The sequence below is a fragment of the Paratractidigestivibacter sp. genome, from assembly GCF_963660155.1.
Taxonomy (GTDB): Bacteria; Actinomycetota; Coriobacteriia; order Coriobacteriales; family Atopobiaceae; genus Paratractidigestivibacter.
The window spans coordinates 1-14684 of record NZ_CAVKWG010000034.1 but is presented as its reverse complement, the minus strand read 5'-3'; the positions used below and the strand labels follow the sequence as shown (position 1 = coordinate 14684).

The 14684-nt window shown below is 65.6% G+C and carries 15 protein-coding genes; all 15 read left to right on the top strand.

Annotated features, from left to right (window positions below; translation table 11 throughout):
- Nucleotides 1-273: 273 nt before the first annotated feature.
- The 15 genes from prmC (at nt 274) to U5709_RS06270 (ending at nt 14528) form a co-directional block, all read left to right on the top strand.
- The gene (gene prmC / locus U5709_RS06340; RefSeq protein ID WP_321973023.1) at nt 274-1878 is read left to right on the top strand and encodes a peptide chain release factor N(5)-glutamine methyltransferase; all 1605 of its coding nucleotides are present in this window, start codon (nt 274-276) and stop codon (nt 1876-1878) included.
- A gap of 302 nt (nt 1879-2180) precedes the next feature.
- Nucleotides 2181-2642, top strand: a complete 462-nt coding sequence (rpiB, locus tag U5709_RS06335; protein ID WP_321970666.1) for a ribose 5-phosphate isomerase B — start codon at nt 2181-2183, stop codon at nt 2640-2642.
- Between the two features lie 65 nt (nt 2643-2707).
- Entirely contained in the window at nt 2708-3961 is a 1254-nt protein-coding gene (glyA, locus tag U5709_RS06330) for a serine hydroxymethyltransferase (protein ID WP_321973022.1), read from the top strand.
- A gap of 227 nt (nt 3962-4188) precedes the next feature.
- Nucleotides 4189-4515 (top strand): hypothetical protein, encoded by a 327-nt coding sequence (locus U5709_RS06325; RefSeq protein ID WP_321970668.1) that lies wholly within the window; start codon nt 4189-4191, stop codon nt 4513-4515.
- Nucleotides 4512-5318, top strand: coding sequence for a F0F1 ATP synthase subunit A (gene atpB, locus U5709_RS06320; protein ID WP_321970669.1), 807 nt, complete (start codon nt 4512-4514; stop codon nt 5316-5318). Before U5709_RS06325 ends, atpB begins: the two co-directional genes overlap by 4 nt.
- A gap of 177 nt (nt 5319-5495) precedes the next feature.
- Complete coding sequence (gene atpE, locus U5709_RS06315; protein WP_075278954.1) at nt 5496-5699, top strand: ATP synthase F0 subunit C; 204 nt, start codon at nt 5496-5498, stop codon at nt 5697-5699.
- Between the two features lie 43 nt (nt 5700-5742).
- Complete coding sequence (gene atpF / locus U5709_RS06310) at nt 5743-6345, top strand: F0F1 ATP synthase subunit B (RefSeq protein WP_321970670.1); 603 nt, start codon at nt 5743-5745, stop codon at nt 6343-6345.
- The gene (locus tag U5709_RS06305) at nt 6335-6805 is read left to right on the top strand and encodes a F0F1 ATP synthase subunit delta (protein ID WP_321970671.1); all 471 of its coding nucleotides are present in this window, start codon (nt 6335-6337) and stop codon (nt 6803-6805) included. Before atpF ends, U5709_RS06305 begins: the two co-directional genes overlap by 11 nt.
- Nucleotides 6806-8461, top strand: a complete 1656-nt coding sequence (gene atpA / locus U5709_RS06300; RefSeq protein ID WP_321970672.1) for a F0F1 ATP synthase subunit alpha — start codon at nt 6806-6808, stop codon at nt 8459-8461.
- Between the two features lie 7 nt (nt 8462-8468).
- Nucleotides 8469-9383 (top strand): ATP synthase F1 subunit gamma, encoded by a 915-nt coding sequence (gene atpG, locus U5709_RS06295; protein ID WP_321970673.1) that lies wholly within the window; start codon nt 8469-8471, stop codon nt 9381-9383.
- Entirely contained in the window at nt 9383-10852 is a 1470-nt protein-coding gene (gene atpD / locus U5709_RS06290; RefSeq protein ID WP_321970674.1) for a F0F1 ATP synthase subunit beta, read from the top strand. The genes atpG and atpD overlap by 1 nt, the downstream gene beginning before the upstream one ends.
- A gap of 13 nt (nt 10853-10865) precedes the next feature.
- Nucleotides 10866-11276 (top strand): ATP synthase F1 subunit epsilon, encoded by a 411-nt coding sequence (atpC, locus tag U5709_RS06285; RefSeq protein ID WP_321970675.1) that lies wholly within the window; start codon nt 10866-10868, stop codon nt 11274-11276.
- A 35-nt stretch (nt 11277-11311) separates the two neighbouring features.
- Entirely contained in the window at nt 11312-12586 is a 1275-nt protein-coding gene (gene murA / locus U5709_RS06280; RefSeq protein WP_321970676.1) for a UDP-N-acetylglucosamine 1-carboxyvinyltransferase, read from the top strand.
- Nucleotides 12587-12650: 64 nt separating this feature from the next.
- Nucleotides 12651-13070 carry a metal-dependent transcriptional regulator gene (locus U5709_RS06275; protein ID WP_321970677.1) on the top strand — a complete coding sequence of 140 codons (420 nt, stop codon included), beginning with the start codon at nt 12651-12653 and terminating at the stop codon, nt 13068-13070.
- Nucleotides 13071-13133: 63 nt separating this feature from the next.
- Nucleotides 13134-14528, top strand: coding sequence for a phosphoglucomutase (locus U5709_RS06270; protein WP_321973021.1), 1395 nt, complete (start codon nt 13134-13136; stop codon nt 14526-14528).
- The last annotated feature ends 156 nt before the right edge of the window (nt 14529-14684 follow it).

The window sequence follows — 14684 nt, the reverse complement described above, 5'->3', positions numbered from 1 at the left end:
GCCAACACTTATCGCCTCGACCGCGACTAACCCGTTGCACACGCGTGGGCCTGCGATTTGGGGACAGTCCCCTTTTTGCACACGCGTGGGCCTGCGGTTTGGGGACAGTCCCCTTTTTGCACACGCGTTGACGCTGAGGCTTTGTTGCCGAACCATTGGGCGAAATGCTTGAAACGACGGTCCGTGTGCAAAAAGGGGACTGTCCCCAAACCGCAGGCGCGGTCCTTGTCGCGCTATGATGCCAATCACGCAACCGACGAGGGGACCCAAGCCATGGCGGCAAACAACGGCCAGCAGGCCCAGCAAACCTGGAACATCAAGCAGATTCTTGACTGGACCTGCGGTTTTCTTGAGCGCCACGGCGACGAGCACCCGCGCCTCTCGGCCGAGTGGCTGCTCTGCGACGTCATGGGCCTCTCGCGCGTCGAGCTCTACGTCAACTACGACAAGCCGCTGAACGAGGACGAGCGCGCCCGCATGCGCGAGGCCGTCCGGCGCCGCGCGGCCGGCGAGCCATTGCAGTACGTTACCGGCGAGACGGCGTTCCGCCACATCGTCCTGCGCTGCGAGAAGGGCGTCTTGATCCCCCGCCCCGAGACGGAAGTGCTGGTAGACGCCGCGCTCGAGGGCGTCGATGCCGCCGCGGCCGCGGCCGGCGGGCTGCCGTGCCGCGTGCTCGAGGTCGGCTGCGGTACGGGTTGCATCTCGCTTTCGCTCGCCTACGAGCGCCCGGGCACCAAGGTCACGGCGACCGATCTTTCGCCCGCGGCCATCGACCTGGCAACGCGCAACCGCGCCTCTTTGGGCCTCGACGATGCGGTTGACCTGGTCGAATGCGACCTTGCGTCCGGCGTCGACCCCGCGCTTGCCGGAACCTTCGCCGTGCTGGTGAGCAACCCGCCCTACATCCCCACGGCGGTTCTTGCCGACGAGGTCCCGCCCGAGGTTAAGGACAACGAGCCCGAGCTCGCCCTCGATGGCGGCGCCGACGGCCTCGACGTCTTCCGCCGCCTGTTGGAGCTCGCCCCGGGTGCGCTTTGCCCTGGAGGCATGCTCGCCTGCGAGCTCTACGAAGGCCACCTGGATCAGGCTGCTGAGCTGGTGCGCAATGCCGGCGGCTGGGCCTCGGTCGAGGTTCGCGAGGATCTCGCCCGCCGCCCGCGCGTGCTCGTGGCCGTCCGCGAGGGCAAGCTGCCCGCGTCCTCTTCCGTCGCCGCCGAGAAGATCGTGCGCGTAGACCCTGCCGACCCCGACCCTGCCGTGGTCGCCCGCGTGGCCGAGGTGCTCGCCGACGGCGGCGTCGCCGTGCTGCCGACCGATTCCGTCTACGGCCTGTCCTGCGCCGTCGCGCCGAACAACCCCGCTCACCGGCGCATCTTCGACATCAAGCGCCGCGACCTGCGCCAGACGCTGCCGTGGTTCGTCTCCCGCGAGGGCGGCCTCGACCGCTGGGGCCGCGACGTGCCAGACTACGCCCGCGCCCTTGCAAAGAAGTTCTGGCCGGGCGCCCTCACCCTCGTGGTGCGTGCCGCCGACGACATCGACCCCGAGTACCTGCAGGCGGCGGACCCGCTGCACCCCGCGGCGGGCGGCACCGTGGCCCTGCGCGCGCCCGGCTCCGAGCTCATCGAGGCGGTTCTTGCCGAGCTCGACGCGCCTCTTGCCCAGACGAGCGCGAACCTGCACGGCAAGCCCGCCGCCACCTCGGCCGCCGAGCTCGACCCTGCGCTCGTTTGCGCCGCCGATCTGGTCGTCGATGGGGGAGAGGCACCTTTGGCCGAGGCCTCGACCATCGTGGACTGCACCGGCGCCGTGCCCGTCATCCTGCGCCCCGGCGCCATCCCTGCCGCCGCCATCCTCGCCGCCTGCGCTGGGTGACAGGTTCGTTGCCCCCGGCCTGCGATTTGGGGACAGTCCCCTTTTTGCACACGCGTTGATGCTGCGTCCTCGTCGCCGAACCATTGGGCGAAATGCTCGAAACGGCGTTTCGTGTGCAAAAAGGGGGCTGTCCCCAAACCGCGGGCCTGCAAAAAGGGGACTGTCCCCAAACCGCGGGCGCGCCGCGCCATGTTCTTAAACCTACGTTTCCGCAACGTGACCTCGCGCGTTGCCCGCGCCCGCCCGCGCGTGCCAGTGCTACCCTGTATCCACGTGTAAATAAGCGCGGAAAGGAACCCCACATGCGCATCGCTGTTGCCTGCGACCACGGCGGCTTCGTCCAGAAGGACGCTATCGTCGAGCACGTCCGCTCCCTCGGCCACGAGGTCTTCGACCTTGGCACCAACTCCGAGGACTCGGTCGACTACCCCGACTTTGCCGACCGCGCGGCCCGCATGGTTTCCCGCGGTGACGCCGACCGCGCCATTCTCATCTGCGGCACCGGCATCGGCATCTCCATGGCCGCCGACAAGGTCGCCGGCGTCCGCGCCACCCCGGTCCAGACGCCCAAGTTCGCCGAGCTCTGCCGCCAGCACAACAACGCCAACGCCATCGGCCTTTCCGGCCGCTTCGTCACCCTCGAGCAGAACCTCGAGCTCATCGACATCTTCCTCACCACCGAGTTCGAGGGCGGCCGCCACGCCACCCGCGTCGCGAAGATCATGCGCGAGGACGACCCCGATTTCCAGGGCGTCGACGCCTAGAACGCCGAGTAAATCAGCACCCCGGGCGGCCGAACGGTCGCCCTTTTTGCCATAAGGAGAAACCCGTGAACTTCGACAACCTCAGCACCCAGGACCCCGAGATCTACTCCGCCATCGAGGCCGAGCTGCGCCGCCAGCGCGAGTCCATCGAGCTCATCGCGTCCGAGAACTTCGTCAGCCCCGCCGTCATGGAGGCCGTCGGCTCCGTCCTTACCAATAAGTACGCCGAGGGCCTGCCCGGCAAGCGCTACTACGGCGGCTGCTGGGCCGTCGACGTCGTCGAGAACGTCGCCCGCGAGCGCGCCAAGAAGCTCTACGGCGCCGGCTTCGCCAACGTCCAGCCCCACTCCGGCGCCCAGGCCAACTACGCGGCCCTCGCCGCGCTGGTCAAGCCCGGCGACACCGTCATGGGCATGAGCCTCGACAACGGCGGCCACCTCACCCACGGCTCGCCCGCCAACTTCTCCGGCAAGCTCTACAACATCGTCTCTTACGGCCTGAACCCCCAGACCGAGCGCATCGACTTCGACGACGTCGAGGCCAAGGTCGCCGAGTTCAAGCCCAAGGTGATCATCGCCGGCGCCTCCGCCTACCCGCGCACCATCGACTTCGAGCGCTTCGCCCAGATCGCGCACAACAACGGCGCCAAGCTCATGGTCGACATGGCCCACATCGCCGGCCTCGTGGCCACCGGCCGCCACCCGAGCCCCGTGCCCGTGGCCGACGTGACCACCACCACCACGCACAAGACCCTGCGCGGCCCGCGCGGCGGCCTTATTCTCACCAACGACGCCGACCTCTCCAAGAAGCTCAACTCCGCCGTCTTCCCCGGCACCCAGGGCGGCCCGCTCGAGCACGTCATCGCCGGCAAGGCCGTGGCCTTCGGCGAGGCCCTGCAGCCGAGCTTTGCGGACTACTGCGACAACATCCTGGCCAACGCCCGCGCCCTCGGCCGCGGCATGGAGTCGCGCGGCCTGCGCCTCGTCACCGGCGGCACCGACAACCACCTGCTGCTCGTTGACCTCACGCCCGCCGGCGACGTTACCGGTAAGGACGCCGAGCGCGCCCTGGAGGAGGTCGGCATCACGGTGAACAAGAACACCATCCCCGGCGAGACCCGCTCCCCGTTCGTCACCTCCGGCATCCGCGTCGGTTCGGCCGCGGCCACCACGCGCGGCTTCGGCGAGCAGGAGTGCGAGCGCATCGGCGAGCTCATCGGCGACGTGGTCAGCAACATGGGCAACGACGCCCTGCTCGACCGCACCCACGCCGAGGTCCACGAGCTCCTCTCCGCCCACCCCCTCTACCCGCAGCTCTAGCCACCTGCAAAAAGGGGACAGTCCCCAAACCGCTGCAGGAAGGGGACAGTCCCCAAACCGCTGCACAAAGGGGACAGACCTTGCGCCCGGCACAGCCCAGATCGCGTTAACCGAACCTCCGAATGTGTCAAAACTGCGCCGCGCGAACGAATGTCGTTGATTTTTGAACCGAGTTCAATTATTGTGACCCACGGCCTTTTGAAGGCCCGATCAGCAGGAGGCGAGACGTGCCAGAGCTATCCACGATCCTCGCCGGCGCGGCCTGCGCGGCCATTGGCAGCGCATTTCCCGCAATCCTGTTCGAAAAGGCCCTCCGGGAGGGTAAAAGGGCTAAAGTCAATATGGCCTTGGGGTTGGCGAGCATCTTCTCGTCGTTCGTCCTCCTCACGGCGGCTCAACTGGCGGTTTACCGCTTCGCGAGCGAGAAGTTTTTCGCGTTTGGTTGTGCCATGGTGGCCTTCTTCCTGCTCATTTGGGCAGTGGAGGCAATAAGGGCCTGGAAGTCCGCGAACGGCGGCGCCTCCGGGCCAGAAGAAAGGAAGGAACGTAAGTGAATCCCCTCGACAGCCTGAGCGGTGAGGTCAACGAGCTCGTCTCGAGCTTCACGTCGACGCCCATCGTCGGCAACCTCGATACCATCGGCTTCACCCAGTACATGTTCTGGTTCGCCGTCGCGGTGGCCATCATGCTGGTGCTTCTCTTCGTCTTCAAGGCCAAGCAGTCCGCGAGCCTCGTGCCGCAGGGCCGCTTCGTCAACTCCATGGAGTTCCTGGTGGAGTTCATCCGCGACGACATGTGCAAGGGCCTGCTCGGCGACACCTGGCGCAAGCACTTCCCCTTCATCGCGTCGCTGTTCCTGGTGATCCTCGCCAACAACATCGTCGGCATCATCCCGGGCTGTAAGCCGGGAACGGGCACCATCTCCACCACGGCCGCCCTCGCCATCGTCTCGTTCGTCTACTTCATCGTCTGCGGCATCAAGAAGCACGGCGCCCTGGGCTACGCCAAGAGCCTCGCCCCCGCCGGCGTCGCCTTCCCGCTGAACGCCCTGGTCTGGCTCATCGAGGTCCTCTCGACCATCCTGCGCTTGGTCACCCTGGCCGTCCGACTCTTCTGTAACCTCTTCGCCGGCCACGTCGTCATGGGCACCTTCGCCATCCTGGCGTCGCTGTTCTTCGAGCCGCTCATCACCAGCTTCTCGGCCATCGCCGTCGCCCAGGCGGGCGCCTCGGTCCTGTGGGTCGCCATCCTGCTCGTCATCTACGTGGTCGAGATCATGGTCGCGGCCATCCAGGCCTACGTCTTCGCCCTGCTCTCCGCGGTCTACATCCAGATCGCCGAGTCCGACGAGGAGTAAGAAGCCCGGCCGCACCCGCGGCCACGCGCGCCATCCGCGCAACCCGGCCGCCCGGCGGCCACCTAAGCAAGGCAACTCGCGGGCACCCGCCCGCAGTTCATAGCACGTCGTAAGTTTGTTTTTGGAACTCGCCCCACTAAACAAAGAAAACCAGGGGCGAATGACAAAGGAGGAATTGTGGGAGCTCTCGGTGTCGTTGGTTATGGTCTTGGCGTTATCGGCGCTGGCATCGGCATTGGTCTGGCGGCGTCTGGCGTCGCCCAGGGTATGGCGCGTCAGCCTGAGGTCCAGGGCCGTCTGTTCACGGTCTTCATCCTCGGCTCCGCTTTCGTCGAGGCACTCGCCCTCATCGGCTTCGTCGTCTCCCTTATCGTCAAGTAAAGACGATCCGCGAGAAACGACGAAACCCGTTATGGAGGCAACCATGAAGAGCACTACCAGAGGCCAGTTCGCGCGCGCCGCAGCGGTCATCGCCGCAGCCGTCGCCGTGTGCCCGGCCCCCGCGCTTGCGGAGGAGGCGGTCGGGGCAGACATCTTGATCCCCAAGGTCGCCGAGTTCGTGCCTGCGCTTATCGCCTTCCTCGTCATCTGGATTGTCCTGGCCAAGCTCGTTTGGCCGCAGATCCTCGAGATGATGGACAAGCGCCAGGCCAAGATCCAGGAAGACCTCGACGCCGCCGAGAAGGCGCGCCAGGAGGCCGCTGAGTCCGCCAAGGTCTACGAGCAGAAGATCCTCGAGGCCCACCAGCAGGCCGACGAGATCATCTCCAAGGCCAAGAAGGAGGCCGAGGAGGAGCGCTCCGCGATTCTCGCCAAGGCCCAGAAGGAGGCCTCCGACGTCATCGCTAAGGCCCACGGCGCCGTGGATTCCGAGCGCCACAAGGCCATGATCGAGCTGTCCGGCTCCGTCGTCGACCTCTCCGTCGAGATCGCGACCAAGATCATCGGCAACGACCTCTCCGCCGATCAGCAGCGCAAGCTGGCCGAGAAGTACCTCGCGGAAGTGGGCGCACCCGATGGCGAATAACCACAGCGAGGCCGAGAAGGTCGAGGCATACACCAGGGCGCTCCTCGACGCCGCACGCGGCGAGGGCCGTGCCAACGCCGACCTCGTGCAGTGGCAGCACGCCAAGAAGTTCTCGCCCGAGGTCCTCGAGACCCTCGCGGCCATGCAGAAGGAGGACGACCTCGGTCTTATCGATGAGGTCTCCAAGCAGTACAAGGAGCTTCTCGATAACGAGGACAAAACCGTCAGCGTGACCGTGACCACGGCCGTGCCGATGGACGACGAGCTGCGCGCCAAGGTCAAGGCCAAGGCCGAGAAGGACCTTAACGCTCCGGTCTACCTGGTCGAGCGCGTCGACCCGTCCATCATCGGCGGCATCATGCTCGAGCAGCGCGGCAAGCGCTACGACGCTTCCATCCGCGCCCAGCTCTCCAACATCAGAAAGAAGCTCTCCTCTTCGTTCAACGGAGGTGAGGAATAAATGACGACTGAAGAAACCATCAGCTCCCAGAAGATCCTGGAGACCCTCCGCGCCAACCTGAGCGCGATCAACGCCACCGTTGACCACCAGGAGGCCTCCGTGGTCACCGCCGTCGGCGACGGTATCGCCCACGTCTCGGGCCTCAAGACCGCCATGGCCGGCGAGCTCCTCAAGTTCACCAGCTCCAAGACCGGCAACGATGTCTATGGCCTGGCCCAGAACCTGGACCGCGACGAGGTCGGCGCCGTTTTGTTCGGCGACGTCGAGGACATCAAGGAAGGCGACGAGTGCCGCACCACCGGCCGCGTCATGGACATCCCCGTGGGCCACGCGATGCTCGGTCGCGTCGTGAACCCCCTCGGCCAGCCCATCGACGGCCTCGGCCCCATCGTCACCACCCACCGTCGCCCCATCGAGTTCAAGGCCCCCGGCATCATGGAGCGCCAGCCCGTGTGCGAGCCGGTTCAGACCGGCCTTCTCGCCATTGACGCCATGGTCCCCGTGGGCCGCGGCCAGCGCGAGCTCATCATCGGCGACCGCAAGACGGGCAAGACGGCCATCGCCATCGACGCCATCGTCAACCAGGCCGAGACCGACATGGTCTGCATCTACGTTGCCATCGGCCAGAAGGCGTCCACCGTCGCCAACATCCGCGAGTCCCTTTCGCAGCACGGCGTCCTGGACAAGACGATCATCGTCGCCGCCACGGCCGCCGACTCCGCGCCGCTGCAGTACATCGCCCCCATGGCCGGCGCGGCCATCGGCGAGTACTTCATGTACAACGACGCCAACGGCAACTCCGCCGACGAGACCCACCCCGGCGGCCACGCCCTCGTCATCTACGACGACCTGTCCAAGCAGGCCGTAGCCTACCGTCAGATGTCGCTTACGCTCAACCGCCCGCCCGGACGCGAGGCGTACCCCGGCGACATCTTCTACCTGCACTCTCGCCTGCTCGAGCGTGCCTGCAAGCTTTCCGACGCCAACGGCGGCGGCTCGCTCACGGCGCTGCCCATCATCGAGACCCAGGAAGGCGACGTCTCGGCCTACATCCCGACCAACGTCATCTCCATTACCGACGGCCAGATCTATTTGCAGTCCAACCTCTTCTTCCAGGGCCAGCGCCCGGCAGTCGACGTGGGCATCTCGGTGTCGCGCGTCGGCGGCGCCGCGCAGGTCAAGGCCATGAAGCAGGTCGCCGGCACGCTGCGACTCGACCTCGCGTCCTACCGCGAGAAGCAGGCCTTCTCGCAGTTCGGCTCCGACCTCGACGCCACAACGCAGTACCAGCTCAACCACGGCGCCCACATGATGGAGCTGCTCAAGCAGCAGCGCTACTCGGCGCTCGACGTCTGCGACCAGATCGCCGCCATCTTCGCCGCCAAGGAGAACTTCCTCGACGACGTCGACCTCGATCACGTCACGCTCTTCCGCGACCAGCTCGCCAAGTACATGTCCGAGCGTCACCCGCAGCTGCGCAAGTCGCTTGCCGAGGGCGGCCTGGACGACGACAAGCAGTCGCGCCTCAAGCTCCACATCGAGCACTTCAAGCAGAGCTTCCTGCTCGAGCACCCCAACAAGGTCACCGCGACCGACGTCGAGGGCGCTGCCGAGAAGACCGTCCAGCCGGATTCCACCAAGAAGGGCCAGGAGTAGGCACACAATGGCAAACCTTCGCGAGATATCGAGGCGCATGAGCTCCATCAAGAGCACCATGCAGATCACTCGAACGATGGAGATGATCTCCACCGCGAGGATCCGGCGCGCTCTTGAGCGGGCGGAGCAGGCGGAGCCCTACAAGGACGCCGTCACCCGTATGCTGGCCAACGTGGCCAGCGCGGGTTTCGATGCCTCTCAGCCCCTGCTCGCAAAGCATGGGGAAGAGAAGCACGTGCTCTTCATCCTCATCGCCTCCGACCGCGGCCTTGCCGGCGGCTTCAACATCGCCCCGCAACGCGAGGTCGAGAACCAGATGAAGACGCTTGCCAAGAAGGGCGTGAAGTCCAGCGTCATCACGTGCGGCCGCAAGCCCACGGAGTACTTCACGTACCGCAAGATGGAGCCCGCGATGTCGTTCGTCGGCATCTCCTCGGAGCCCAACATGGACGAGGCCGACCGCATTGCCTCCTACGTCATGCAGGGCTACGCGAGCGGCCACATCGACCGCGTCGAGCTCATCTACTGGCACGCCAAGAACCGCGTCGACCAGACGCTGGTCACCGAGCAGCTCCTGCCCATCAGCAAAGAGCAGCTCATGATGCCCAACAAGCCGCGTACCCCCGACGCTCTCAGCACAATCGAGGGCCAGGAGTACACGGATTTCGCCTTCGACCCCTCCGCGGAGGAGGTCTTGGGCCAGCTTTTGCCCGCCTACTTCAGGACGGTCATCTTCCACGCGCTTCTCGACTCGGCAGCCGCCGAGCACGGCGCCCGTCGTCGCGCCATGCAGTCCGCGACTGACAACGCCAATGAGGTCCTCAGCACCCTGAGCCGCACGTACAACCGCACGCGCCAGGGCGCTATCACCACCGAGCTTACCGAGATCATCGCGGGCGCGTCCGCATTGGAGGAGAAGTAATGTCAGAAAACACCCAGGAGCGCACCGCCCTCGAGGAGGCTGCGTACCACAAGCTCAACAAGAGCGTGGGCAACGGGCGCATCGTCCGCGTCGTCGGCCCCGTCGTCGACGTCAAGTTCGACGACCAGGTGCCGGGCGTCTACACAGCCCTCGAGGTCGACGGCGACACCCCCATGGGCCACGTCAACGCCGTCCTCGAGGTCGAGTCTCAGCTCGAGGGAGGCGTTGTCCGCGCGGTCGCCATGTCCTCGACCGACGGCCTCACCCGCGGCCTCCCCGTACACGACACCGGTCACCCCATGATGATGCCCGTCGGCCCCTCTACGCTGGGCCGCGTTTGGAACGTCATGGGCCAGCCGGTCGACGGCAAGGAGGTCCCGGACGACGTCTCCTATTACCCGATCCACCATCCGGCCCCGGCCTTCGACGAGCTCACCACCCAGACCGAGATCTTCGAGACCGGCATCAAGGCCATCGACCTTCTGGAGCCCTACGTCCGCGGCGGCAAGACCGGCCTGTTCGGCGGCGCCGGCGTCGGCAAGACGGTCCTTATCCAGGAGCTCATCAACAACCTTGCGCAGCAGCACGGCGGCACCTCGGTCTTCACCGGCGTCGGCGAGCGCACCCGCGAGGGCACCGATCTCTACCTCGAGATGACTGAGTCCGGCGTCATCGACAAGACCTGCCTGGTCTACGGCCAGATGAACGAGCCGCCCGGAGCCCGTATGCGCGTCGCGCTCTCCGGCCTCACCACCGCCGAGTACTTCCGCGACCAGGGCCAGGACGTGCTGCTCTTCATCGACAACATCTTCCGCTTCTCGCAGGCCGGCTCCGAGGTCTCCGCGCTTCTCGGCCGCATGCCGTCCGCCGTCGGCTACCAGCCCACGCTGGCCACCGAGATGGGCGAGCTGCAGGAGCGCATCACGTCGACCAAGGAGGGCTCCATCACCTCCGTCCAGGCCGTCTACGTCCCCGCCGACGACCTGACCGACCCGGCGCCCGCCACCACGTTCACCCACCTCGACGCCACCACGGTTCTGTCGCGCTCCATCACCGAGCTCGGCATCTACCCGGCCGTCGACCCGCTGGCCTCTTCCAGCTCCGCCCTCGACCCCAGCATCGTCGGCGAGGAGCACTACCGCGTGGCCATGGCCGTCCAGGAGACCCTGCAGGAGTACTCCGACCTCCAGGACATCATCGCCATTCTGGGTATGGACGAGCTCTCCGAGGAGCAGCAGAACGTCGTCGCTCGCGCCCGCAAGATCCAGCAGTTCCTCTCGCAGTCCTTCCACGTCGCCGAGAAGTTCACCGGCAACCCGGGCTGCTACTGCACCATCCAGGACACCGTCCGCTCCTTTGCCGAGATCATCGACGGCAAGTGCGACGACCTTCCCGAGCAGGCCTTCCGTTACGCCGGCACCATCGAGGACGTGCGCGCCCGCGCCGCCAAGATGTCCGACGCCGCTTAGATTCAGGTAAGAAATGGCTGAGCTGAACGTACAGTTCGTGCGCCCCGACCGGGCCCTCTATGAGGGCCCGGTGGTCAGCCTCGTGCTCATGACCTACGCTGGCGAGCTGGGTGTCTACCCCGGCCACGCCGCCGAGATCGTCGCTTTGGGCGACGGCGTCGTGCGCATGAGGCTCACCGAGGCCGAGGGCGGCGGCGAGCGCGACGTGGTCGTCTCCGGCGGCTACGCCGAGATCGACCACGACCAGGTCATCATCCTGGCCGATCACGCGCGCCGAACCGACGACATCGACGTCGACGTCGTCCGCAAGACCCGCGACGAGTCCATCGACCTTCTCGACATGTGCGCCGCCGACGACCACCGACGCGCCTACTACGAGAACAAAATCAATTGGTGTAATCTTCTGTTGAAGCAGACCATGTAAGCTAGTTGCAGGTTTTTAGCTGATTCGGAGGGTTCATGGACGTCATTAAGGTCGAGGGCGGTCACCGCATCTCAGGTGAGGTTACCGTCGAGGGAGCAAAGAACTCCGCTCTTAAGCTCATGGCGGCCACCCTTATGGCCAAGGGCGTGAGCACCCTCACCAACGTCCCGAACATCTCCGACGTCCACATCATGGGCAAGGTGCTCAAGAACCTCGGCGCGAGCATCGAGGTCGTCAACGAGCACGAGCTAAAAATCGATACCACTGACGTCGACTCGTGGGAGACCCCCTACGAACTCGTCGTCCAGATGCGGGCCTCCACTGCGGTGCTGGGCCCGCTTCTTTCGCGCTTCGGCCGCGCCGTCGTGGCCATGCCGGGCGGCTGCAACATCGGCGCCCGCAAGATCGATATGCACATCCTGGGCCTCGAGGCCTTAGGCGTCGAGTTCAAGATTGACCACGGCAACATCCATGCGAGCGCCCCGAACGGCCTTTGTGGCGCGACGGTTACCCTCGCCTTCGCGAGCGTCGGCGCCACCGAGAACCTCATGATGGCCTCGGTCTTCGCCAAGGGCACCACCATCATCGACAACGCCGCGCGCGAACCCGAGATCGTCGACCTCGCCAACCTCCTCAACGAGATGGGCGCCGACATCAAGGGCGCCGGCTCTCCGGTCATCGAGATCAACGGCGTCTTAGAGCTGCACCCGGTTACCCACGCGGTCGTCGGCGACCGCATCGAGGCGGGCACCTTCATCGCCATCGGCGGCCTGTGCGGCGAGCCGATTACCGTCAAGGGCTTCGACCTTCTCCACCTGGGCCTCGTTCTCAAGAAGTACGAGCAGATGGGCCTTAGCATCCAGCGCGGCCAGCGCGAGTGCACCGTTTGGCGCGAGGGCAATATCCATCCCGTCGACATCCAGACCCTGCCGTTTCCTGGTTTCCCGACCGACATGCAGGCGCAGACCATGACGTTGCTCGCCCTGTCCAAGGGCTCCTGCGTCATCACCGAGAACGTCTTCGAGAACCGCTTCATGCTGGCGAGCGAGCTTTCGCGCATGGGCGCCGACATCACGATCGAGGGACATCACGCCATCGTTCACGGCGTCGATGGCTTCTCGGGCGCGCAGGTCATGTCTCCCGATTTGCGCGGCGGCGCTGCTCTCGTTATGGCCGGCCTCGTGGCCGACGGCGAGACGATCGTCTCCGCCATCCACCACATCGACCGCGGCTATGAGGGTTTCGTCGACAAACTCGTCTCTCTCGGCGCCCGCGCCGTGCGCGACACGCTGCCCGATTTGACGGCCTAGCCGGAAATGTTAGTGGGTATAGTGGGGCTTGGCAGACCCGAGTGTCACAGAAAACGGTGCAACTATGACTATCAACTCCAACGACGACCATTCCCTCACTCGAGCGGGCGAGGATTATCTCGAGTCGATCTATCGCCTCGCGCTCAGCAGCTCCGAGGCCGATAAGTCCGTGCGCTCCGTCGACGTCGCCGAGCAGCTCGAGGTCTCCAAGGCCAGTGTCAACAAGGCGTTGAACCAGCTCAAGGACATGGGCATGGTCATCCAGAACCGCTACGGCCGCGTTACCCTTACCCCCGAAGGCGAGAAGTACGCCAAGATCGTCTGGCGCTCGCACCGCGCGCTGCGTGCGTTCCTCGAGACCGACCTGGGCGTCGAGGCCGAGGTTGCCGACGAGGAGGCGTGCAACATGGAGCACGTTCTTTCCGCCGATACCATGAGCCGCCTGATTGCTTACCTAGAGAAGCAAGGCGTCGATATCGATTAAATCCGCGGGCACGGTCCGCGTTTACCCCTTCTGAGGTGTTTTGCTTTGGATAGACATGCCGAAATGATCCGCTTCGGCAACGATGGCTGGAAAACTCGCTACGACGACGGCTTTACCGCTGAGAACGCCGCGAGGGTAGCCGATGCTATCGGCGTGCTCTGGGCCGACGGCCACGAGGGCGCCACCGTCTACGTCGGCTACGACACGCGCCGCGATTCTTGCGACGTTGCCCAAAACGTTGCCGGCATCCTCGCTTCCTATGGCCTCAAGGTCAAGCTTTCCGATGCCGCCTGCCCGACGCCCGCGGTTTCGTGGGCGTGCGCCCAAGACGGCGCGTCCGTCGGCGCCGTTGTCGTCACGGCGAGCGAGCTTTCCTGCGACTATGGCGGCATCATCGTGCGCGGGGCCGACGGCGGCCCTTGCTCGCGCGAGTTTCTTGATGACATCGAGCAAGCGGTTCCCGGCGAGGCGCCTGCCGACCGCGCATCATACGATACCTGCGATTTTGTGTCTGCCTACGTTGATCATCTCAAGCAGCTTGTCGACGGCGGGGCAATACGCGCCCGCGCGCCCAGGGTTGTGGTCGACCCCATGTACGGCGCGTCTGGGGGCATCGTCTCCGCGATTCTTCGCGATCTTGGCTGCGACGTCGTCGAGATCCACCAGAAGTCGCTCGGCGATTTCGGCGGCATCCACCCCGCGCCTACCGACCCCTGGGCCGACGAGTGCGAGCAGACGGTGGCCGAGACGGGCTCCGACCTCGGCCTTGTCCTCGATTGCGACGCTGACCGCGCCGCGCTCGTCGACGAGACGGGGCGCCTCTTGGCTGTTCGCGAGCTCGTTCCCCTGGTCATCCGCTCCCTGGTCGCGCGCGGGGCCGGCGAGACCCGCGTGGTCTCGACCCTCACGTCCTCGGCGCTCATCGAGCGCCAAGCCGAGCAGCTGGGGCTTGCCTACACGCCGGTCTCCGTCGGCTTTACCTATATATACGACGAGATGGGGGAGGGCGACGTCCTTCTCGGCTCCGAGGAGTACGGCGGCATCTGCATACCTTCTCACCTGCGCGAACGCGATGGAATCTATGCTTGTCTGCTGGCCATCGAGGCCCTTTGCAGGTCGGGAAACAAGCTCTCTGAGCTCGTCGAGCGTCAGGACCGCGAACTCGGCCATTCCTGCTGGCTGCGCCGCGACGTCCGCATCGACGCCGCCTCCGCTGAGGCCCTGCGCAATATCCTTCCCGGCGTGAACCCCCCCGAGATAGCTGGTAAAAAGCCTGCCGAGGTGAGCCACGCCGATGGTTTGCGCCTCGGGTTCGATGACGGGTCCTGGGTCCTTGTCCGCCAAGCAAGAACCGAGCCGATCGTGCGCGTCTATGCCGAGGCGGCCGACGCGGCTTCCCGCGACGCCCTTATGGACGCGGCCCGCGACCTGGTTTCCACCGGCGCCATCCTTTCGTAGCGACCCCCCTATATATAGTGCCTTCCGGCGGCGAGAACCCAAGATGTTATCGCCGCCGTTTCTTTGTGTGGAGACTTGTGGAGGAAATATGAACTCCCTCCCCCGCCCTTGCCCGCGGGCGGGAGGGTGCGTATAGTAATTCCTCGCGCGGCAACA